The 21,843-nt window shown below is 41.9% G+C and carries 19 protein-coding genes; 11 read left to right on the top strand and 8 right to left on the bottom strand.

Annotation, left to right across the window (positions count from 1 at the left end; genetic code table 11):
* Positions 1-120 precede the first annotated feature (120 nt).
* Positions 121-1,563, top strand: a complete 1,443-nt coding sequence (locus A9Z07_RS01090) for a protein adenylyltransferase SelO (RefSeq protein WP_069576257.1) — start codon at positions 121-123, stop codon at positions 1,561-1,563.
* Between the two features lie 73 nt (positions 1,564-1,636).
* The gene (locus A9Z07_RS01085; protein ID WP_069576255.1) at positions 1,637-2,218 is read left to right on the top strand and encodes a L,D-transpeptidase family protein; all 582 of its coding nucleotides are present in this window, start codon (positions 1,637-1,639) and stop codon (positions 2,216-2,218) included.
* An 885-nt stretch (positions 2,219-3,103) separates the two neighbouring features.
* On the opposite strand, the gene A9Z07_RS01080 is transcribed toward A9Z07_RS01085, so the two are convergent.
* Together A9Z07_RS01080 and baeS are read right to left on the bottom strand one after the other, a co-directional pair.
* Positions 3,104-3,790 carry a response regulator gene (locus tag A9Z07_RS01080; RefSeq protein WP_004775485.1) on the bottom strand — a complete coding sequence of 229 codons (687 nt, stop codon included), beginning with the start codon at positions 3,788-3,790 and terminating at the stop codon, positions 3,104-3,106.
* Between the two features lie 45 nt (positions 3,791-3,835).
* Entirely contained in the window at positions 3,836-5,506 is a 1,671-nt protein-coding gene (baeS, locus tag A9Z07_RS01075) for a sensor histidine kinase efflux regulator BaeS (protein ID WP_004775486.1), read from the bottom strand.
* 131 nt (positions 5,507-5,637) lie between these two features.
* On the opposite strand from baeS, the gene A9Z07_RS01070 reads away from it, so the two are divergent.
* The 4 genes from A9Z07_RS01070 (at position 5,638) to A9Z07_RS01055 (ending at position 10,688) form a co-directional block, all read left to right on the top strand.
* Entirely contained in the window at positions 5,638-6,012 is a 375-nt protein-coding gene (locus tag A9Z07_RS01070; RefSeq protein WP_005259465.1) for a hypothetical protein, read from the top strand.
* A gap of 311 nt (positions 6,013-6,323) precedes the next feature.
* A complete protein-coding gene (locus A9Z07_RS01065) occupies positions 6,324-8,126 on the top strand; it encodes an acyl-CoA dehydrogenase C-terminal domain-containing protein (protein ID WP_004775488.1) in 1,803 nt (600 codons plus the stop codon).
* Between the two features lie 162 nt (positions 8,127-8,288).
* Positions 8,289-10,070, top strand: a complete 1,782-nt coding sequence (locus A9Z07_RS01060) for an acyl-CoA dehydrogenase C-terminal domain-containing protein (protein ID WP_004775489.1) — start codon at positions 8,289-8,291, stop codon at positions 10,068-10,070.
* Between the two features lie 120 nt (positions 10,071-10,190).
* Entirely contained in the window at positions 10,191-10,688 is a 498-nt protein-coding gene (locus A9Z07_RS01055; protein ID WP_004775490.1) for a phosphate-starvation-inducible protein PsiE, read from the top strand.
* A gap of 41 nt (positions 10,689-10,729) precedes the next feature.
* Here A9Z07_RS01055 and A9Z07_RS01050 read toward each other — a convergent pair whose 3' ends face one another.
* Positions 10,730-11,101 carry an RcnB family protein gene (locus tag A9Z07_RS01050; RefSeq protein ID WP_004775491.1) on the bottom strand — a complete coding sequence of 124 codons (372 nt, stop codon included), beginning with the start codon at positions 11,099-11,101 and terminating at the stop codon, positions 10,730-10,732.
* A gap of 153 nt (positions 11,102-11,254) precedes the next feature.
* On the bottom strand, positions 11,255-11,749 hold the full coding sequence (locus A9Z07_RS01045) for an RcnB family protein (RefSeq protein ID WP_069576253.1): 495 nt from the start codon (positions 11,747-11,749) through the stop codon (positions 11,255-11,257).
* Between the two features lie 178 nt (positions 11,750-11,927).
* Here A9Z07_RS01045 and A9Z07_RS01040 point away from each other — a divergent pair, with 178 nt between their 5' ends.
* A complete protein-coding gene (locus A9Z07_RS01040; RefSeq protein ID WP_032864114.1) occupies positions 11,928-12,365 on the top strand; it encodes a hypothetical protein in 438 nt (145 codons plus the stop codon).
* Positions 12,366-12,447: 82 nt separating this feature from the next.
* On the opposite strand, the gene A9Z07_RS01035 is transcribed toward A9Z07_RS01040, so the two are convergent.
* The 3 genes from A9Z07_RS01035 to znuD all read right to left on the bottom strand — a co-directional run bounded on the left by A9Z07_RS01035 (position 12,448) and on the right by znuD (position 16,898).
* Positions 12,448-13,260, bottom strand: a complete 813-nt coding sequence (locus A9Z07_RS01035) for a hypothetical protein (RefSeq protein ID WP_062846135.1) — start codon at positions 13,258-13,260, stop codon at positions 12,448-12,450.
* Between the two features lie 25 nt (positions 13,261-13,285).
* Complete coding sequence (locus A9Z07_RS01030) at positions 13,286-14,749, bottom strand: phospholipase D family protein (RefSeq protein ID WP_139126617.1); 1,464 nt, start codon at positions 14,747-14,749, stop codon at positions 13,286-13,288.
* A 79-nt stretch (positions 14,750-14,828) separates the two neighbouring features.
* Positions 14,829-16,898, bottom strand: a complete 2,070-nt coding sequence (gene znuD / locus A9Z07_RS01025; protein WP_069576249.1) for a zinc piracy TonB-dependent receptor ZnuD — start codon at positions 16,896-16,898, stop codon at positions 14,829-14,831.
* Between the two features lie 139 nt (positions 16,899-17,037).
* On the opposite strand from znuD, the gene A9Z07_RS01020 reads away from it, so the two are divergent.
* From A9Z07_RS01020 to A9Z07_RS01005, 4 genes are all read left to right on the top strand, one after another.
* Complete coding sequence (locus tag A9Z07_RS01020) at positions 17,038-17,808, top strand: DUF4184 family protein (protein WP_004775499.1); 771 nt, start codon at positions 17,038-17,040, stop codon at positions 17,806-17,808.
* A 144-nt stretch (positions 17,809-17,952) separates the two neighbouring features.
* The gene (gene aspS / locus A9Z07_RS01015; protein ID WP_005226864.1) at positions 17,953-19,734 is read left to right on the top strand and encodes an aspartate--tRNA ligase; all 1,782 of its coding nucleotides are present in this window, start codon (positions 17,953-17,955) and stop codon (positions 19,732-19,734) included.
* A 125-nt stretch (positions 19,735-19,859) separates the two neighbouring features.
* Positions 19,860-20,075 carry a hypothetical protein gene (locus A9Z07_RS01010; protein ID WP_004775503.1) on the top strand — a complete coding sequence of 72 codons (216 nt, stop codon included), beginning with the start codon at positions 19,860-19,862 and terminating at the stop codon, positions 20,073-20,075.
* A gap of 11 nt (positions 20,076-20,086) precedes the next feature.
* Complete coding sequence (locus A9Z07_RS01005) at positions 20,087-20,950, top strand: lysophospholipid acyltransferase family protein (protein ID WP_047429331.1); 864 nt, start codon at positions 20,087-20,089, stop codon at positions 20,948-20,950.
* A 36-nt stretch (positions 20,951-20,986) separates the two neighbouring features.
* On the opposite strand, the gene A9Z07_RS01000 is transcribed toward A9Z07_RS01005, so the two are convergent.
* Positions 20,987-21,793 (bottom strand): glycosyltransferase family 25 protein, encoded by an 807-nt coding sequence (locus A9Z07_RS01000; protein WP_069576247.1) that lies wholly within the window; start codon positions 21,791-21,793, stop codon positions 20,987-20,989.
* Positions 21,794-21,843: the final 50 nt, after the last annotated feature.

Here is a 21,843-nt window from a genome sequence, read left to right as displayed (position 1 = left end):
AAATGGTCTCAAATCGAGGCCATTTTTTATGTCTGCGGTTTCATCTCTGCGTTTTACCCTTCCCCATTACATCCGTTAATTTGCTATAGTCATGATTCAGCTCACCATGATGTTTCAGTTATGCAATTCAATTCTCGCTATGATTCTTTAAATCCGAAGCTTTATCATCAGCAACAGCCGAGTCCGTTGCGTGGCGCCAAAGCAGGCCATTTCAATGAAGCCTTAGCAGATGAGTTGCAGTGGAGTGAAGAAGATAAAGCCAACTGGGTTGAAATCTGTAGTGGACAAAAAACCTTTGCTGAATTTCCACCACTTGCCATGGTCTATGCAGGGCATCAGTTTGGACAATGGGCAGGACAACTCGGTGATGGTCGAGGTTTGCTCATCGGACAAATCCTGAATAAACACGGCGAAACAATTGATCTACATCTGAAAGGTGCAGGCTCTACTCCCTACTCACGTATGGGCGATGGTCGTGCTGTGCTGCGTTCGGTAATTCGTGAATATCTCGCTGGACATGCGTTAAATGCTTTGGGCGTTGCATCAAGTCACGCAGTCGGTTTTACCAGCTCAACTCAGGGCGTACAACGGGAAACCCTAGAGCTGGGTGCAATGTTATTGCGCACGTCTGAATGTCATATTCGTTTGGGACATTTTGAATGGATCAATCAATACTCTCCTGAACTCTTGGCTGAATTTACACAAAAATGCATCGAATGGCATTATCCAGAATGTCTTGAAGCTGAAAATCCAATTCTAGCGTTTGCTGAAGCCGTGATTGAGCGTACAGCCATCATGATTGCCAAATGGCAACTGGTGGGTTTTGCGCATGGAGTGATGAATACAGATAATCTTAATATTACAGGTTCAACACTGGACTTTGGCCCTTACGGTTTTATGGAACGTTTCCGTCCAAACTGGATTAACAACCATTCCGATTATCAGGGTCGTTATACTTATCAGAACCAGCCAAGTATTGGACATTGGAATCTTTGGACATGGCTGAACAATCTGATTCCATTAGCATCGACCGAAGACAAAGAACAGTTCAAACTGGATCTGGCAACTTGCCTAGAAAAATTTGAACCAACATTTTTGCAGTATTATGGTCAGGGCTTATGTCAAAAAATGGGATTACCGCATTTTCATAAAGACAGTCTGGATTGCAGCTTTGCCTTCTTGAGAATTTTGCAAACCGAGCAACTGGATTACACTCAAAGCTTTATTCGCCTACAACAACAAGATTACAAAGCTTTAAGAGATGACTGTATTCATGTCCAGCAATTCGATGATTTCCTGACGCATTACCAGAATATCCGTCAACATCAGGATACCGATGAATTAGACCAGCAGATGCAACAGGTCAACCCACAATATGTCCTGCGCAATCATATGGCGCAGAAAGCCATTGAACAGGCTGAACGTGGTGATTTTAGTGAAGTTGATCGTTTATTTAAGCTATTGAATCAGCCCTATCAAAAACAGCCTGATCTGGAAACTGAAGCAGATACGGCACCTTTACCAAGTGATGTACCAGAGGTCATGGTAAGCTGTTCATCTTAATTTTGAGTCGTTATGATTCACTTGAGTCGCTATTGTGGCTCAAGTGAGTTACTTATTTTAAAAGAAGAAAATAATGAAAACTGGATTGATTGCTGGATGTGTTGTTTTAATCATTTTATTGGCCCTGGCTTTTTATCAGTATGGCAAGTTCATCCCAACATTTGCAGCAACGCATACGCCGCTTTCAACCGAAGACATACAGCAGCTCAAACAAAGTAAACCCGTGACCTCAATTGAAGTCTTTAAGAGTCAGCGTATTTTGCAATTAAAACATCAACAGGAAGTCATTCGCAGCTATCCGATGCGTTTGGGCTTTGATCCGATCGGACATAAACAGTTTGAAGGTGATGGCAAAACGCCTGAAGGAACTTATTCTATTGATTGGCGCAATCCACAAAGCGCTTATTATAAATCTTTGCACATCTCCTACCCCAATAAAACTGATACAAGCTATGCCCAACAGCACAATCGTTCTGCGGGTGGCGATGTCATGATTCATGGTACGGTTCCGACACGTGCCACCTCATTTCCTGCAAGTGCGCGCTATATGCCACGCAAAGACTGGACCTTAGGCTGTATTGCAGTGACCAACTCGGATATAGATGAAATATGGCAACTGGTTACTGATCATACGCCCATTATCATTCACCCATAATAGGGATAGCGCTCAGGCGAGTTTGCGGATAAAGGCGGTGATCAAACCGAGCAAGGCTTATTCAGAGGATAAGTTTCTAATCCAGAAATAATCTCATTCCAGCAATCCAGCTCATCACAAGTGATTGTAAAGTAATGTAATCTTATTTATAGCAGAATCCAGTGATGGTTCACTTAAAACGGGAAAAGAAGATAATTTCTACAAAACCTATAAGAAACTATCCACATTTTCTGTGGATAACGCTGTGGTTATCCACAGGATAAAAGTTTTTGCAGTGCTCTACCCTTTATCCTCATCAAAACTCATCTCCTATCAGCCTCTCTATACGAAGGAAAAGAGACGAGTTTATCTATAGAAACTGTTCCACATTTTCTTGGATATGAGCCGCGTTGTAGCGGCGCAAGGGGTAGCCACAGGATAAAAGTTTTTGCTGTGCTCTACCCTTTATTATCATCAAAACTCATCTCATGTCAGCTTCTCTATACGAAGGAAAAGAGATAAATTCATCTATAGAAACTATTCCACATTTTCTTGGATATGAGCCGCGTTGAAGCGGCGCAAGGAGGAGCCACAGGATAAAACTTTTTGCAGCGCTCCACCCTTTATCGTCATCAAAACTCATCTCATATCAGCCTCTCTATACGAAGGAAAAGAGACGAGTTTATCTATAGAAACTGTTCCATATTTTCTTGGATATGAGCCGCGTTGTAGCGGCGCAAGGGGTAGCCACAGGATAAAAGTTTTTGCAGTGCTCTACCCTTCTTTATCATCATCAAAACTCATCTCATGTTAGCTTCTCTATACGAAGGAAAAGAGATGAGTTTCTTTGTAGAAACTGTTCCACATTTTCTTGGATATGAGCCACCACAGATCAATTAAAGCTGATTACTCATCTGGATATTCAAAACGATAACCCACGCCATATACCGCTTGAATCCATTCATGACGATTACCCGTATCAGCCGCCTCTGAAATCTTACGACGCAGGTTTTTAATATGGCTATCAATCACACGGTCTGCCACATCAAAGCTGTCTGGATTGATATGATCAAGCAACTGTGCACGTGAATAGACCTGTCCAAGATGTTCTAAAAACAGCTCCAATAAACGGAATTCGGTTGGCGTCAAGGTCAATGCTTTTTGTTGATACCAAATCCGTTGCTGAGCTTTATCAATACGGAATAAATCGTTTTGTTCTGGTTCCGCTTTACGCTCTAAACGGCGCAAAACTGCCTGAACACGGGCAACCAGTTCTTTTGGACTAAAAGGTTTACAGATATAGTCATCTGCACCCATATTCAAACCTAAAACACGGTCAATTTCTTCAGTACGTGCCGTCACCATAATGATCGGCAGATCAGACTGCTCACGTACTTTACGGCAGATGGTTAAACCGTCCATACGCGGCACCATCAAATCCAGAATCATCAAGCTTGGTTTACGTTGCTGGAACTGGGTAAAAGCATCTTGACCATCATGGAACATACTGACTTCAAAACCAGCAGCTTCTAAATAATCACGAACCAACTGTGCCAGTTCAACCTCATCTTCAACCAACATGATATGTTTCATGGTCTTCATCCTATCCATCATCCTCAACCAAAGAGGATCTAAAAGTTACGTATTTTGTTTTGGGAAAGTCAGTACACAACGTAATCCACCTAATGGTGAATGATCGAAAGTCAGTGAACCACCTAAAGCTTGTGCCAGTTTACATGATAAAGCCAAACCTAACCCTGTACCGCCTGTACTACGTGTACGTGAATCATCGACACGGTAGAAACGTTCACCCAGACGGGCTAGCTGCTCATCATTCATCCCCAATGGGCTGTCATCTACATACAATATCCATTGTTGCTCGTTTTGTTGAGTATGAATCTGTATTTTTCCACCTTGTTCTGTATAACGAACACAGTTCCCCAGCAAATTGACAATAATTTGTTTAAAACGATCACGATCTAACGAGAGTAAAGCCCCTTCACCAGACAAGCTGACGTCTAGCTGATTTTGCTCAAAGGTTGATCTGAAATTTTCGACTTCTTGCAATACCACATCCCACGGATTAACTTCAGCAAAATAGCATTTCAACTGTTGTGCATCGGCCTGAGCCAGATCTGCCAGATCTTGAGTTAATTTTTTCAAACTACTGACCTGACGCATCATGGCCGCAAGGTGTTCAGGTGTGGCTTTACGAATCCCATCCTGCATGGCTTCGATTTGTGCCTGCAACACAGCCAATGGTGTTTTTAACTCATGTGAAGTATCGGATACCCATTGACGGCGTGATTCTTCATGATGGTGCAAAATATCAGCCAAATGGTTGATCTGATTAGACAAATCACCTAGTTCATCATTACGTCTGATCTTAACCTGATGCTGATAGTTACCACGCGTTAATTCTAGCGTTGCTTTTAACAGGCGCTGAATCGGCTTTTTAAAATAGGTCGCCATTAGCAATGCTGCAATCAAACTAGACAGCACGGTTAATGCATAGACTAAAAGCAAATAACGTTTTTGATTACTAAAGAAGTTAATACTGGATGCATCATCCTGATCAAGTACAGGTTTTAATCCCAGATAGCCCACCACCCGTTCATCCACAATAATCGGACGAAACGAGATTTGGTCAGTCGCAGGCTCACCAACAATAAATTGCTGATTTTCATCATATAAGGACAAACGAGAACTCAAACCTAAACGATCTGGAATTGAGACAAAACGCTTTTTACCATGCTCAACAGGCGTATTTAATTTATGCTCCTGTTTATCGTCTTTATCATCTTTCTTTAAACGGAACTGACTTGGACTGAGCGGAAAACGTAACCCTTCAAAGGGTTGATATTCGGAAGGTAAATTCTGCTTTAGAATTTTGAGTTCTTCATCATTAAAGATCTGACGATTTCTCATCTCAACATTATTTTGCGCCAAAGTCGGCGAAAGACTCAATAAAGTATGGTCATTAAAATAACGTTGCTGTAAAGCGATATCATACTGACGGCGTAACCACCATTGAGATAGCCGGTCGTAGTCATCTGGCGCTGCGGTGCCCTCGATTTGCAAGATCTGCGCCTGAATAGCATTGCCCCAGTCGTGATAAACGGTATAGACATTGCCTAAGTTGGCAATTAACCGATCCAGTTTCTGCATCTCGACATCGGCCACATAGCGTGCAAAGTTCTTTTGCATCGTCCAGTGCAAAACACCTAAGCTGATCGTAGCGATCAGTAAGGTGGTCAATAATACCGTTAAAAACAGGCGTAAGGCTAAAGGGACACGACGAACATTCAAAAGCTTAATCTCAATAGTGTTCTATTTATGGATTGTAACCAACATGGTTCAAAAAAACTCTCCATTGTTTCTTCATCTTTATTATCTAATCTTTAATCATCAAATCACAACTGCTTACGCTGGATAAAACAATGAACAAGACAAAAATTGTATTGATGACCACCTTACTCGGTTCTGTTTTAGGTTTGGCTGCCTGTCAGTCGACCACCCCAGCAGAACAGTCAATGAATCGTGACCACCATCGTCACAATATGCAACGTGCACCGCTTACCCCTGAACAGCGTGCTGAATGGCAAGCGAAACGTGAACAGCGTTCAGAACAACGCGAACAAATGCGTCAGGAACATCAGGCACAACGCGCTCAGATCGAACAGGCATGTCAAGGTAAACGTATCGGAGAACGCGTGAACGTTCAATGGAATAAACGTGTGATTGAAGGCACCTGTGAAGTTCGTTTTACACCAGACAAATCACAATTCAAGCGTCAAGCTAATCCAACAACATAATCATCCTCTCCTCTCAGGCGCTTTCGAAGCGCCTTTTTTTTATGCGTTAAATGATTGATTTTTCATTTACACAGCTGCTTACGATTTTACATGAACAGTTTCACTCAAATGCTGGAAAACCACCTACAATCTAAGCGCTTAAGCAGGCTGACCAACAAACTTTGACTTAGCAGTCACTAAGAAATGACCTGCAAAAGCTTGTACCGAACTATAACTTGTTGCACGATTAGCGGTACAAAATGGTGCTCTTGGGCACATTTATCATTGACTAAGATTATAACTCTGGTTTAACCAGTATTGAGGAACCCGCTATGCCACAATACAAAGCACCCTTACGTGATATGCAGTTCGTATTGCACGAATTATTAAATGCTGAAGCACATTACGCAAAACTTCCTGCATTTCAAGACACTGTAAGCCGTGAATTGGTTGATCAATACTTAGAAGCAGCGGCTGATTTCTGCGAGAACGAACTTTCTCCTTTAAACCAAGTGGGCGACCGTGAAGGTTGTACTTGGAACGACGGTGTTGTTACTACCCCGACAGGCTTTAAAGAAGCGTATCAAAAATATATCGAACTTGGCTTCCCATCTCTTTCTGCTGATGAAGAGTTTGGCGGTCAGGCATTACCAAACTCTTTAGGGATCGCAATCTCTGAAATGGTCGGTACTGCAAACTGGTCATGGGGTATGTACCCTGGCCTTTCTCATGGTGCTGTGCGTACTTTAGAACACCACGGTTCTGATGAGCAAAAAAATACTTACTTGCCAAACCTTGTTTCAGGTGTTTGGACAGGTACGATGTGCTTGACTGAATCTCATGCAGGTTCTGACTTAGGTATTATCCGTTCTAAAGCTGAACCAAATGCTGATGGCAGCTATGCAATCTCTGGCGAGAAAATCTTTATCTCTGCTGGTGAACACGACATGGCTGAAAACATCATCCATATCGTACTTGCACGTTTACCGGGCGCGCCAAAAGGTACAAAAGGGATTTCATTATTCATCGTACCTAAATTCCACGTGAATGCTGACGGTTCTGTCGGTGAGCGTAATGCCGTACGTTGTGGTTCAATCGAACACAAAATGGGTATCCATGGTAACGCGACTTGTGTGATTAACTTCGACCAAGCAAAAGGTTACTTGATTGGCCCTGAAAACCGTGGCTTAAACTGCATGTTCACCTTCATGAACACTGCGCGTATCGGTACTGCGGTTCAAGGTTTATCTGCATCTGAATCTTCTTTCCAAGGCGCTTTGGCGTATGCGAAAGACCGTTTAGCAATGCGTTCGCTTTCTGGTCCTAAAGCACCTGAAAAAGAAGCTGACCCAATTATCGTTCACCCTGCTGTTCGCAACATGCTTTTAACGCAAAAGTCATTTGCTGAAGGTGGTCGTGCGCTGGTTTACTTATTGGCTCAATATGCAGACATCGTTGAAAAAGGCGAAACTGAAGAAGAGCGTAAGTTTGCTGACAACATCTTGTCTTTGTTAACACCAATTGCAAAAGCATTCTTAACTGAAACTGGTTCTGAATCTGCGAAGCACGGTGTACAAGTCTTTGGTGGTCACGGCTTCATTTCTGAACACGGTATGGAGCAAATCGTACGTGATACACGTATCGCTTGCCTATACGAAGGAACAACCGAGATTCAAGCGCTTGACTTGTTAGGTCGTAAAGTATTGCAAACTCAAGGTGCAATGTTGAAAGACTTCACCAAGATCATCCATAAATTTGTTGAAGCAAACAAAGACAATGCTGCGATGCAAGAATTCGTTGCGCCATTGGCTGCTGCAAACAAAGAATGGGGCGATATCACCATGCAAATTGGTATGCGTGCAATGCAAAATCCTGATGAAGTTGGTGCAGCTGCGGTTGACTACCTCTACTTCTCTGGCTATGTAACGCTTGCTTACTTATGGGCACGTATGGCACTTGTTGCGCAAGAGAAATTAGCTGAAGGTACAACTGATGTTGACTTCTACAATGCAAAAGTGACGACTGCTCGCTTCTACTTCAAGAAGATCTTGCCACGTGTTCGTTCGCATGTAGACGTACTTTCAACTGGCGTTGCGCCATTGTTTGAACTTGATGCGGAACACTTCGCTTTCTAAACATAGTTTAGAATGAGATGCAACGTTCATCACAGAAAAAGGACTGGTCAGTTTTGACCGTCCTTTTTTTGTTTAATCAATGCTAAATTTATACGATTCAATTTATTTGTTCGTTTTATTTGATCATTTTGCACATGACGCTGTGCGTAGAAAGGAACGATTATGCCAATTTACAATGCTCCTCTAGCAGACATGAAATTCATCTTAAATGATGTATTTAAAGCAGAACAATTTTGGCAGGCGAATGAAAACCTGGCTCATGTAGATGCTGCAACAGCTGAAGCAATTTTAGAAGAAATGGCGAAGTTTGCCCAAAACGTGACACATCCGTTAAACCGTACGGGTGATGAAGAAGGCGCACGTTGGGAAAATGGTGAAGTTTTCACCCCAGCAGGTTTTAAAGAAGCATTCCGTCAATACGCTGAAGGCGGCTGGATCGGCTTAGGTGCAGACGAAGAATGGGGCGGTCAGGCCATGCCAAAAATGCTGACTGTACTGTCTGATGAAATGCTATTCGCAACCAATCCATCATTCATGCTCTACCCGCTTCTTTCTGTGGGTGCAGGTATGGCTTTAAACAGCTATGCATCACAAGAGCAAAAAGAAACGTATTTACCTAAAATCTATTCGGGTGAATGGTCAGGTACGATGTGCTTAACCGAGCCACATGCAGGTACAGATTTAGGGATTATCAAAACTAAAGCTGAACCGAATGAAGATGGTACGTATAACATTACTGGTACGAAAATCTTCATCACCGGTGGTGATAACGACCTCGCTGAAAACATCATTCATTTGGTACTTGCAAAAACCCCTAATGCACCTGCGGGTTCACGTGGTATTTCATTATTTATCGTACCGAAATTCCTAGTGAATGAAGATGGTTCTTTGGGCGAGCGTAACCCTGTTGGTCCAGGCTCAATCGAGCATAAGATGGGGATCAAGGCATCTGCGACTTGCGTGATGAACTTTGATGGTGCCAAAGGCTACCTCGTGGGTAAAGAAAACGAAGGCCTTGCTGCGATGTTCGTGATGATGAACTACGAACGTTTATCAATGGGTATCCAAGGTCTCGGTGCTTCTGAATTTGCTTATCAAAATGCGGCACAATACGCGACTGACCGTTTACAGGGCCGTAGCGCATCTGGCGTTCAATCTCCAAACAAACCAGCAGACAGCATTTTAGTGCATGGTGATGTACGTCGTATGTTGCTCAATGTACGTGCCAACAACGAAGCATCTCGTGCATTTGCGGTGTATGTGGGTCAACAGCTCGACATCACTAAATTCTCAACTGATGCTGAAGCCGTGAAGAAAGCCAATGATCGCGTTGCACTTTTGACACCAATCGCAAAAGCTTACCTTACTGATACTGCTTTCCAAGCGACTCTAGATGCGCAAATGGTCTTCGGTGGTCACGGTTATATCCGTGAATGGGGTATGGAACAATGTATCCGTGATCTTCGTATTGCTCAAATTTACGAAGGGACCAACGGCGTTCAATCTCAAGATTTAATTGGTCGTAAAACTATTAAATGTGGTGGTGCATTCATCGCAGAATACATCACAGAGATTCGTGACTTTGCCAATGATCTAGATACGGATTTAAACTTCATTAAAGATGCAACTCTAGACGCTGCAACTGAAATTGAAGCGATCACCCAGTTCATCATTGAACAAGCAGCTGAAAATGCAGAGTTCCCGAACTCAGCTGCAGTTGATTATCTACATGCTGTTGGTTTACTGAGCTTTGCTTATATGTTCGCAAAAATTGCGGCTGCTGCAAAAGACAAATCTGGTGATTTCTACCAAAACAAAATTGCATTAGCGCAATACTTTGTAGATCGTATCTTGCCGGAATTAGATGCGCGTTTAGCGAAAATCAAAGCAGGTTCTGACTTGATCATGAACTTCAGCGAAGATTACTTCACCAATCAAGCTTAAGTCGCATTCAATCATAAAAACTGCCTCAATCTAGGTTGAGGCAGTTTTTTTATGCCTATAATAAAAACAGCATAAAACTTGCATATCATTCCAATCATCATGTTGAGCATATAAATCGCCATGTCGAATTCAAAAGATAAACTTGAAGGCTTACCTCGTCTACTTGACCGCTTCGGTCACTACGCAGTTGAAGCCTTTCATTATTTAGCCCTGTTTATTATCGGCTGTATGATTGCATGGTCAGCCGTACATACCGTGATTGAGATTCTGACGGTTAAACAATACGCCACCATTGATGATATCTTGCTGCTGTTTATCTATCTGGAACTGGGCGCCATGGTCGGGATTTATTTCAAGACCAATCATATGCCAGTGCGCTTTCTGATCTATGTCGCGATTACTGCACTGACCCGTTTGCTCATTGCCGATATTCAGCATAATCATAAAGCGTCGATGGATTTGGTCATTACCACAGGTTCGATCCTGATTTTGGCGGTGGCGATTCTGGTAGTGCGTTTTGCATCATGGAACTACCCTTCTGTGATTCGTGGCAAAGATCAGGAGCAACAATTGCCTTCCAATAAAACGCCTCGACCGCAAGATGATGAATTGGCATAAATAAAAAAGCAGGCGGATTGCCTGCTTTTCTCATATGAGGATTATGCCACTCGGAAGATACGATATTTGGAATCAACCAGTACATATTTGCCTTGTACCTGCATCCAGTTATAACCACGTGGTGGCTGATAAAGGCGATGGTAGCGATAATTGGATACCATATAACGATTACTACGGAATTCTGACGGTAAGCGCTCACCACGTTTGAAATTGATACGTTGACCATAATGATTACCGCGATCACCATTTGACCAGCGCGGTTGTTCACGGTGATCATGTCGGTGGTCATAACGATCATAGCGCTGATCATAACGGTCTTTATGATCATTATTCCAACGGTTTGAATCTGCCATTGCTGATGCAGATACACCGAGCATGAGTGTTGATACAAGCAATACGACGGTCTTTTTCATTGTGTGATCCTCTGTTTTTTCGATCTGAAATCAGATTAAGAAAAACTCTAGGAGAAAGCATGAATAAAACTCGCGACATTGCAAAGCTTTGTAATGAATAGCGAGAAATTGTGGAGAATATTCTCTATTCAAAATTTAAAAACAGATGTCAAATCAGCGAATAATCTCAATGGTAAAGTTATCATCGGTCACTAAAAGATAACGACCATCGACGACCACCCAATGTCGACCGCGTGGCGGTTCACGCAAAGAATAATAATCCCAATCCCGCACCACATAACGCTCGCTACGGAACTCACCCGGTAATTCATTTCCCACCACAAAGGACTCACGGCGATAGCTGCGGTCATATTGAGTCTCTGGATAATATTCAATCCGAACGCCAGGACGATGGTTTGAATGAGGATAATAGTTATTTTGATTCGGCTGATAATAATAGCCTTTCGGTGGCGCAGTGGGTGTCACGCGCTGATTCGAGAACGCAAATGGGTCTTGCGCAGGCGGCTGATAGGCAGGTGTATTCTGCTGATGATAAGAACGACGTTCTACCCCGCTATATCCACCCCACGCATTATCAGCATAGCTCATTACAGGGAGACCGCTGAGTAGGCTGACCAAGCCATAGATATAAAGTTTAGATTGCTGCATCATGATCTCCCAAAATCAGAGTATGCTTTTATTTTAGAATAAAAAATAAGCGCCACTGTTGTAATAATATTTTTTCAGACTAACTGTTTAATTCCATGGATAAAGAGCAGCTCGCTATAGCCTCTCAGAGATATGTTAGAATCATTTTTTTGGTTTTGAGGCAACATCTGTGGCTGAAATGAATTTTGATCGTCTCTATCAATTTTTCTGTAAAGTTCCTAGCGTACAAGAATCCCGTATCGTGGCGCATGGCGCAGATGGTCAGCATGCATGGTGGTTTAAGTTCAATATTGATGTTGAACATCCATTGGCATGGCAAACAGTTCAGGAACTGGGACATGTCCTCAATTATTTATCGACGAATGAGCGTCTACCCACCCAATTTTTTCCCGTATCACCACCGCCCTATATGAACGGTGAAGCCAAAGATTTTCTGGCTTGGGTGATCCAGTGTAATCATCCAGAATTTAGCCCAGATATCGTCTGTGACTGGTTAGAAGCGCGTTTACCCAACCCTGTAGATGATGACAGCCAGTGGAAAATCAAAACCGATTTAAGTGAACTGGATCAGTTAGCAGATAAAGATCTGGATCAATTGATTCCACCGAGTCCTTAATTTTTATTGATCGTGTATTTCTTTCAACAAGCTGAATACCAAGTAAACCTCCAAATTCAGCTTGTTGAACTCTCGTTCTGAATCACGATAAGTCGTAACCCAAATATTCTTGTGGTGATTCAGAGTAAGGTAAAATCAGATAATTATTTTTTAAAATCAAGTCTTTCATTGCCTTTTGATGAGAGGAATCTAAAGGATAAATGCAAGCAAGATCCTGAATTAAATCTTCAATTTTTTCTGCATTAAAATCTGCTGTTTTGATCCAGCCTAACAACGCTGCTCCAAGCCCGATAAATTCGAAGCCATAATGCTGCATTTTCTGAATTAGCGCATAATTCTCAAAAGAATCAAAATCACAAGAAAAATAGCCATTCGGCATCATCGCCAACTTCAATGCTTCTGTTTCAACAACAGCCACTTTAACCATGATTTCAGTATGAGTAGAGATCAATAGATGTTGATTGAAGTAAACGAGCGCCTCTAGATCACTTTCATCATAGTGCTGCATTTTTCCAGCCAAGCTTTCAAAACTCCGCTGGTGATCTAGACAGCTCAGCTGTTGCACATGATGTTGAAACAACAAAGGTGTGACAATATTACTTTCAATCAGAAGACTGTCTCGACTTCCAAGATCTTCGATTCCTTCAAAATATTGACGATCGTCGAAATAAAGTTGATCACCCAATTGAGCATGCATAGAGGTGTATTCTGCCTGTGCCCTATCATCCAGAACCAGAAACACCTTTTTAGGATAGACCTCCTGTTTAAGGGAGCGATAGCATTCCAAGAGTTCTGCCCAACTTTGAATTTCAACAATATCTGCATAATGATTGAATTGATGTACATCTAAATCAATCTGCTCATCCTGTCTGATATTGAGTTTAATTTTCGCCATTGTGTAGAACTCTATTTATGCTGCATTAAAAAGTGGATAACCCTGTCCATTCCATAAAACGATAGATCCAGTATTTTACTTTTGACTCATCAGCATATTTTGCATAATCCACTGTGATTTGACGTGCATTGGAGTTGCTCCATGCTGCATCAAAGTATTGCCCGGCATCTTTAAACACTGGCGCTTGTGCTGAACCAATCACACGCATATCAGTCTCAAGATTATAGTTTTTCAGATTACGTGCCGTTAAGTTAGCAGAACCCAGAATCATCTCAGCTTGCTGTGCATTGTATTTAAGCAACATCTTGCTATGGCACTGTTCACCACGAGTATCGCACCAACGAATTGGAATACCAGCAGCATTGAGCTCTGATGCAACTTGGCGATTCGGCATGCCATTCTTCTGACGGCCAAATGCATCTTTATTCGGATCGATCATGATACGGATGTTGACACCACGTTGCTGCGCTTGTTTCAGTGCTTCAATAATATTGCGTTCCGACAAATAGAACATCGCCATATCCAGATGCTCTTTACTCTTGGCTGTCTGAATCATCTTCAAGATGCCATCATAAATGGCTTTTTCAGTCAGTACTTGCACCTGCGGCAAGGTTTTGTCTTCGCTCACCCCACCCATAATCACAAAAGGACTAGAACCCTTTGACATATTGGCAACGGCTTGCTCAGTTTGTAAGACATCAATCGCGGTTGGCCCATCCACCACCAGTGCAACATTACTATGATGCGAACTGCCATCATGCGGATTGGCAGAGGTCACCAAACTTTTCCAGCCCTGTTCAGTATCAACTACCAAGGTTTTACGATGATTGGCCTTGAAGTTGAATAACTCAAGATAACTACGCAAGGTAATTTTTTCATCACCAAATGGGCTACTTAACCAGCCACCTTCAGGATTATTACCCAAATTCTGACAGCAGATATACCAAAAACCTGACCAAAGCGGATTAGAAGCGCGCAATGGTTTTAAATCAGTTTCGATCACATCCACACCCGCTTGACGCAACTGTAGATAATGTTTCGGTGTCATTCCACCATAAACCGAATTGATCGGATCGGTTATCACCACAACTTCAACATTTGGATGCAAGCGACGCTTCACAATCAGCGCATCTGTCAACTCTTGCATCAAAGGAAATTGCTTAACCTTTGACTTTCCCACTTCCTGATTAAACAGGAACATATCCAGCACAATGGTGGTCTGTGCCTGATCAATTAAATGAAAGGCTTCCTTGAAAATATGCTGATCGACCTGTTGCTGACCTTGTGCATCGATATAGGTCTGATCGGCTAAAAATTTCACATTGGCATGACGCAACTGCCCAGTAAAATCCAGCCCTTTCGGGAGTGGTTTTACTGTGTGGTAGACTGCCGAAGCAATGTACCCAATCGCAAAAATACTCAATATGACTGCCATGTAACGTCGACCTGACCAGTTTAATTTTCGATGGATTCGTTGGAAGATACGCATATAAACAAAAAAAGCCCTAGCCTAATGGTCTAAGGCTAGAGCTTATACTTTGATTTTTCAATAAGATTTAAGTGAAAAATTAGAAGTTAAAATTCACCCCAACGGTAAAGTTACGGCCCACTTGAGGAATCGTTGATAAGAACGATGCATGTTGGTAAACCTGATCATCTAGCAAGTTATTGGCATTTAGATAAACACGATAGTCACCGACATTGCTGTATTTACCTGAATAAGCCACACCCAGATTCAACATGTTATAGCTTTGCGTATCGGTTTCATAAGCTGCAATCTTGTCTTGCTGGAACACGTGGTAGTATTCAGCTGAACCGCTAAAGCCATCACCGAAGTCTGCATTTACTTTTGTTCCTAGACGACCTGCTGGAACACGCGGGGCATTTTCATTGTCGATCTTGCCGCGAACATAATCACCGAATACACCCACTTTATACATGTCCGAGATCTGATAACCCGCCTCTGCCTCAGCACCATAGAAACGTGCCTGATCCTGCGTATATTTGACCAAACGGAAATCTTTATAACGGTCTAAGGTTTGAGCGTAGATATAGTCATCAAACCAGTTGTGGTAGACATGTACATGGTAGTCAAATTTGTCATTGTCATAATGGAAGCCCAATTCAACATTATTTGACTTCTCTTTACTTAAACGATCATTACCCAGCTCATAAGTATTGGTCGCGAAATGTCCACCATTGGCGTACAACTCTTGTGCTAAAGGTAAACGCTCCTGATGTGAGGCAACTAACGAAAGTTTATAGTCTGGTGCAAACTCCCAGTTGGCAGCGCCTGAAACAGAAAAGGCTGAACCGTCAAAATCTTTTTTGCTTGAGTCATCAATATCAATTTTTTGTTTTTCTGCGCGTGCTGCCAGCTCAACATGGACATCATTAAATTGTGCATGCTCTAAGCCAAAGATGCTCCACTTCTTGGTGGTATTCGGTGCCAAGAACGCTTCTTCACCAGTGAGTTCCAGTTTCTGTTGACCATATTGTGTTCCAATCACCCCTTCCCATGGGCCAATTGGATTATGTACCAACTCTAAACGTCCATCATAGCCCTTGTTTTTAAAGCGCGTAGCGATGGTATCTTCTTCAATTTCATCGTGTTTATAATCGGTATAACTCGCTTGAGCACGTAACTTTTTAAAGCCAGCAAATGGATCATTCAGTTCTGTACGCACATCATAGCGCTCAGATTTTAAGTCAATCCAAGGTCCTGTGCCATGTTCATGGTCGTGATCCTCATGACCATGATCATCGTCACCCTCACCATGATCATGCTCGCCGCAATGTAAATGAGGGCGTCCAGAAAGATGTGCATGGCAGCTTTCATATTCATGGCTATGCCCTGGCAAACCATATTGATCTTGGCGATTGCTATAAGAAATGCCCGTAAAGCCACGATCATAAATCCAGGATAAACCGACATTCACGGTTTGACCTTTGGCAAAGGTATTGTCTACACGGCGCTCTCGCTCTCCTTCATGGACATAATCTGGAGCGATATAATCATTGGCTTCACGCTTTAAGCCCTCGACACGTAATGCAACCTGATCCCCCAGACCAACGGTTACGCCCGCAGTTGCCAGCTTTTCATCACTTCCCGTGTTGTAACGTAAGCCAACATTACCTTCGTAACCTTTTTCAGGCATTTCTGTTGGAATCTTGCTATCGGTGACGTTGACTAAACCACCGACTGTTCCTGCACCAAATAATAAAGTTGATGGACCACGAATCACTTCAACTTGCTTTGCCAATGCGGGATCGACTGTTACCGCATGGTCAGGTGATAAGGTAGATACATCAATGTTTTCAGATGAGTTTTGCAGCACCTTAACGCGCGGCCCATCTTGTCCACGAATGACAGGACGGCTAGAACCAGCACCAAACTGATTTGAATAAATGCCAGGCTCGCTGCTTAGCGCTTCACCAATGGTGACAGCCCCCTGTTGTAAACGTTTTTCATCTACAACGGTATCTGCAACAGCAAAATCTTTTGAGGTTTGCTCAAGCGGATGCGCTTTAATTCGTATGGTATCTAAGGTGGTAACTTGTTCATTTTCTGCTGCAAATGTAGATACAGATACAACAGCTAAAATGGATAAGGTCAAAATATTTTGCGGAAATGACATACCGTGTCCCGAATCAGTTGATCGTTATTTTTTGTTATATTATAACATTTCATTTAATTTGCAATAAAAAAACAGTGCAACAAAGGACATTTGCTACACTGCTTATCCATGATTCAATGAATGGTCGTTTTCCAACGATATGCCTTTTACACTTTCCCATGCAGTTCTCGCTCCGCCTTTATCCAAATTAAGTCAGGGCCATTTACCTGTTGCAGCACTGGCAATTGGTTGTATGACACCTGATCTTTATCGATTATTTACGCAAGAAAATACACCTTTAACACACCAATGGGCAGGTATCTTATTTCCAAACCTGCCATTGGGCCTATGCTTTTGTTTAGTGTGGTATTTAATCTATCGTCCTGTGACTTATCGTTGTCTTGAGATTCAAGATCCTTTAAATATCAAGTCACTGGATGATTTTATTTCTTTCAGCTTTCTGAATTGCATTGCACTTATTATTGGAATTAGCACACATTTGATCTGGGATGGATTAACCCATCTTGATTTTCGAACATTTGCTTTTAAAGAAATTCTGGCTCATAACGTTTCATTTTTGGGTTTTAGCTATCCATTACACTTTATCTTGCAGATTAGTTCTTCAATTATTGCCTTGCCGTTTTTGATAAAAATGTGCTGGGATTATTATAAAATGCATAAACATCATCATCCCATTCCCTCTAAACTCAAGGGATTTGCACTCATCAGTATGATCCTTTCCATCTTATATGGGCTGTTTTCAGTGTTTGACTATAACCGTCATATCAATACTGATCTTTGGAATACTGAACGCTATTTTTTTATTGGCAAATCGATTAATGAATTTACACAAGCTGGCTTAACTGTCTTTACCATGGCTTGTCTATTATTCTTGTTTTTGGATCGGACTGGCCGTATGAAACCATTTTAACAAAAAGCGTCTGTTTAAAATTCGCTTGAAAACATTAAGACTTGAGACTATACGTTCAACAAGGCATAATCTCCCCTTCATTGGTGCTGCGCTGTTTACGCATTCACCTTCTACAGCCAATATAGTTTGGATAAATAATTCAATATGATGCGCACTCATTACTGTGGCTCTTTAACTGAAGCCCAAATCGATCAAACAGTTACTTTATGCGGATGGGTTCATCGTCGCCGTGACCATGGCGGTGTGATTTTCCTTGATATGCGTGACCGTGATGGTCTTGTACAGGTTGTTATCGATCCAGATACCCCTGAAGCATTCGCAACAGCAGATAAAGCACGTTCAGAATTTGTTTTAAAAATTACAGGTCGTGTTCGTCGTCGCTATGAAGGTACTGAAAATGCCAACATGGTGAGTGGCCAGATTGAAGTTTTAGGTAAAGAGATCGAAGTTCTTGCAGCTTCTGATACTCCGCCATTCCCATTGAATGACGAAAATACCAATATTTCAGAAGAAATTCGTTTGAAATACCGTTTCTTGGACATCCGTCGTCCAGAAATGTTAGAGCGCTTACGTTTCCGTTCTAAAGTGACCAACTTGATCCGTAACTATTTTGAAGATCATGGTTTTCTTGACGTTGAAACACCAATTTTGACACGCGCAACGCCAGAAGGTGCACGTGACTATTTAGTACCAAGCCGTGTTTCAAATGGTAGCTTCTATGCGCTTCCACAATCACCACAGTTGTTCAAACAGTTGTTGATGGTTGGTGGTATCGATCGTTATTACCAAATTGCTAAATGTTTCCGCGACGAAGATTTACGTGCGGATCGTCAGCCTGAATTTACCCAAATCGACGTTGAAACATCGTTCATGAGTGACGATGACATCATGGATTTAATGGAAGGCTTAACAGTTAAAATGTTCAACGAATTATTGAATGTAAAATTCGATAAGTTTGAACGTATGACTTACGCTGACGCAATGCGTGATTATGCATCTGACAAACCAGATATGCGTATTCCATTGAAACTTGTTGACGTTGCAGACTTGATGCAAGACGTTGAATTCAAAGTTTTCGCAGGCCCTGCAAAAGATCCTAAAGGCCGTATCGTTGCTTTACGCGTACCGGGTGCTGGTTCTTTACCGCGTAGTGCAATTGATGAATACACCAAATTCGTAGGCATCTACGGTGCAAAAGGCTTGGCTTACATTAAAGTCAACGAACTTGAAAAAGGCATCGAAGGTCTTCAATCACCAATCGTTAAATTCATCGAGCCAATCGTACTTGATCTATTGAAACGTGTTGGTGCTGAGAATGGCGACATCGTTTTCTTTGGTGCAGATAAAGCCAAAGTTGTAAACGATGCGATGGGCGCACTTCGTGTGAAAATCGGTCATGATCTTAATCTTGCAACTTGTGAGTGGGCGCCACTTTGGGTTGTTGATTTCCCAATGTTTGAAGAAACTGATGATGGTAAATGGACCTCTGTTCACCACCCATTCACACTTCCAAAGTCAAGCGTTGAAGAAGTGAAGAACAATCCAGGTGAAGCACTTTCTGTTGCCTACGACATGGTATTGAACGGTACTGAAATCGGTGGCGGTTCACTTCGTATCTATACGTTAGAGATGCAAAAGGCAATCTTTGAAGCTTTAGGTATCGGCGAAGAAGAAGCAGAAGAGAAATTCAGCTTCTTACTCAATGCATTACGTTATGGCGCGCCTCCTCACGGTGGTTTGGCATTCGGTCTTGACCGTTTGATCATGCTCATGACAGGTGCATCTTCGATTCGTGATGTAATTGCATTCCCGAAAACCAAGACTGCTGAATGTCCATTGACTCAAGCGCCAGCACCAGTTGAAGCAAATCAATTGCGTGACTTGGGTATTCGTTTACGCGAAAAGCCAAAAGCTGAAGAAAAATAAACCTTGAGTTTATGCTTCAACAAAAACCCTGCACTCTGCAGGGTTTTTTTATAATCCCTAGTTTTGCTTTGAGATCATGTCCGCTAATGGCATAATAGACTGCTTTTTATTGAGAGGTCAGTCTTATGGCAATGCGTCGTGATGTACGTCGACATACAATTATCATTATTGTGTTTTCACTTGCTCAATGGTTCTTTATGCGTTACATCCTGGCAAATGAACTTTTCAATATGGATACCAACCAACGTATTTTATATTTCTGCGTAAGTAGTCTGGTAGGTGCTTTACTGATTTTTGTTGCACTGATTTATATGGTGCTTAAAGGCAACGCCGATAAATAAGCCACATTAGAATGTCTTTTTACCCTACTCTGCTCCGTATTCTCCCCCTTCCATTTTTGCGCAGTATCGCAAAAGTGGCAGCTTACTTTATCAATCAAAACCCGAATAAAAGTATGCTATGGAAAACCAGAGTCAATCTTGGACTGGCTTATCCTGAACTCAGTCAAGAGCAGAAAGAACGGCTTGCAAGAGAAAGCGTCACCAAACAATGTCTCAGTTATATCGAATCTGGAAAATGCTGGGCAATGCCACCCGAATGGAGCATTCAACAGATTCATACTGTGCATCATCTGGAAGTCCTGACCGATGCGCTGAGCGATCCTCGTGGTGCACTGATCATTACTCCGCATCTGGGTACATGGGAAATGATGAATGCATGGGTACATCAATATGGCATCCCGACTATCATGTATAAACCTATGAAAGATTCGGGATTCAATGCTTTTGCATTGCATGCACGTCAACGCCTCAACGCAACTTTAGTGCCGACAGATGCTTCGGGTGTCAAAGCGCTATTTAAGAATCTAAAACAAGGTGGTTTCAGTGTGATTCTGCCTGACCATGTTCCTGATCCGTCTGGCGGTGTCGTGGTTCCTTTTTTCGGAATTCCTTGCCTAACCAGTACACTGGCCAGCAAAATGGCTCAAAAAACCCAATGTCGTCTGGTGGGATTAAGCTGTTTCCGCCGTGAGGATGGTGAAGGATTTGATGTGTATTGCGATGATCTGAATGATCCAGCGCTGTATGATCGCGACATCGAAGTTGCGACCACTGCACTCAATCAAGCAGTTGAACAGATGATCAACCGCTTTCCTGCTGAATATATGTGGGGTTATAAACGGTTTAGAGGTGGTGATAAGACTGTCTATAAATGAATTACAGACAGTTCACGTAGATTCATATAGATCTAATTATTTAAACTTTACCGTTCGATAAGCAGAGAGTTTCGTAAGCTTCAAGATTTGCGAAACTAATCTTAAAAGTTCTCTTTTAACTTTTAGAGATAGACTTAGTTTCTTCTTCTGCTGCAATCGAACCAGCTTCTCCGCCTCATGACGAACCGCACGGTCATCTTCTAAATGACTCGGAAAATTATCATATTTGCTATGTAAGTAAAAATCTTGAGCGCAAATAGCAGGTGTTATTTGGTAAGTCTTGTATTTACCACACTTCACATCACGGCCAAATAAAATATGATCAACAGGAACCAATTCGGGCATGTTTTGAATAATCATCAGAAAGTGTTCTGCAGCCTCTCTAGACAGAATATAACCTGCTCCACCTAAATGCATAGCTTTTAAATGATATAAACCCCTACCATTTTTTAAAAGTTTGGGAAAGAAAGACAAATCTACTTCTTTATCAAAAGCTTCTAATTTTATGATGTGAACATCATTTGGAATCCAAGAAAAATCCGTAAAAAAACTTTGTATATTATTACCCAAGTGTACATCATCTTCAAAAATTGCAATGTACTCTAAATTTTGATCAACAATTTTTTTCCAAAGCATAACATGGCTTAGCAAACAAGCGACTTCACCATTTGTTAATACGGCTTTACGACTTAAATCGATTCCTACACTTTTAGCAGCATCCAAAGCTGTTGCTGGTGTAATGGCATCATAAAAGTTAAAAGCAATTGAATTTTTCTTAAACTCTTCACAAATATGCTGTCTTCTTTCGGTTGCTGAATCCAGACTAATAACAAAAACACTCATCTAAGAAACCATCATATAGATATTGAAGAATATACGTTAAGATTATATAC

Origin of the sequence: Acinetobacter sp. YK3 (genome assembly GCF_001729365.1) — a bacterium.
Taxonomy (GTDB): Bacteria; Pseudomonadota; Gammaproteobacteria; order Pseudomonadales; family Moraxellaceae; genus Acinetobacter; species Acinetobacter vivianii.
This window is presented reverse-complemented; position numbering and strand designations above follow the sequence as displayed.

Bases quoted from the DNA above. Each gene is read 5' to 3' on its own strand.
- A9Z07_RS01045 (WP_069576253.1), bottom strand. From the start codon at position 11,749: ATGCAGCAATCTAAACTTTATATCTATGGCTTGGTCAGCCTACTCAGC.
- A9Z07_RS01065 (WP_004775488.1), top strand. From the start codon at position 6,324: ATGCCACAATACAAAGCACCCTTACGTGATATGCAGTTCGTATTGCAC.
- A9Z07_RS01085 (WP_069576255.1), top strand. From the start codon at position 1,637: ATGAAAACTGGATTGATTGCTGGATGTGTTGTTTTAATCATTTTATTG.
- A9Z07_RS01035 (WP_062846135.1), bottom strand. From the start codon at position 13,260: ATGGCGAAAATTAAACTCAATATCAGACAGGATGAGCAGATTGATTTA.
- A9Z07_RS01010 (WP_004775503.1), top strand. From the start codon at position 19,860: ATGGCAATGCGTCGTGATGTACGTCGACATACAATTATCATTATTGTG.
- A9Z07_RS01020 (WP_004775499.1), top strand. From the start codon at position 17,038: ATGCCTTTTACACTTTCCCATGCAGTTCTCGCTCCGCCTTTATCCAAA.
- aspS (WP_005226864.1), top strand. From the start codon at position 17,953: ATGATGCGCACTCATTACTGTGGCTCTTTAACTGAAGCCCAAATCGAT.
- A9Z07_RS01090 (WP_069576257.1), top strand. From the start codon at position 121: ATGCAATTCAATTCTCGCTATGATTCTTTAAATCCGAAGCTTTATCAT.
- znuD (WP_069576249.1), bottom strand. From the start codon at position 16,898: ATGTCATTTCCGCAAAATATTTTGACCTTATCCATTTTAGCTGTTGTA.
- A9Z07_RS01030 (WP_139126617.1), bottom strand. From the start codon at position 14,749: ATGCGTATCTTCCAACGAATCCATCGAAAATTAAACTGGTCAGGTCGA.
- A9Z07_RS01070 (WP_005259465.1), top strand. From the start codon at position 5,638: ATGAACAAGACAAAAATTGTATTGATGACCACCTTACTCGGTTCTGTT.
- A9Z07_RS01060 (WP_004775489.1), top strand. From the start codon at position 8,289: ATGCCAATTTACAATGCTCCTCTAGCAGACATGAAATTCATCTTAAAT.
- A9Z07_RS01080 (WP_004775485.1), bottom strand. From the start codon at position 3,790: ATGAAACATATCATGTTGGTTGAAGATGAGGTTGAACTGGCACAGTTG.
- A9Z07_RS01055 (WP_004775490.1), top strand. From the start codon at position 10,191: ATGTCGAATTCAAAAGATAAACTTGAAGGCTTACCTCGTCTACTTGAC.
- A9Z07_RS01000 (WP_069576247.1), bottom strand. From the start codon at position 21,793: ATGAGTGTTTTTGTTATTAGTCTGGATTCAGCAACCGAAAGAAGACAG.
- A9Z07_RS01005 (WP_047429331.1), top strand. From the start codon at position 20,087: ATGTCTTTTTACCCTACTCTGCTCCGTATTCTCCCCCTTCCATTTTTG.
- A9Z07_RS01050 (WP_004775491.1), bottom strand. From the start codon at position 11,101: ATGAAAAAGACCGTCGTATTGCTTGTATCAACACTCATGCTCGGTGTA.
- A9Z07_RS01040 (WP_032864114.1), top strand. From the start codon at position 11,928: ATGAATTTTGATCGTCTCTATCAATTTTTCTGTAAAGTTCCTAGCGTA.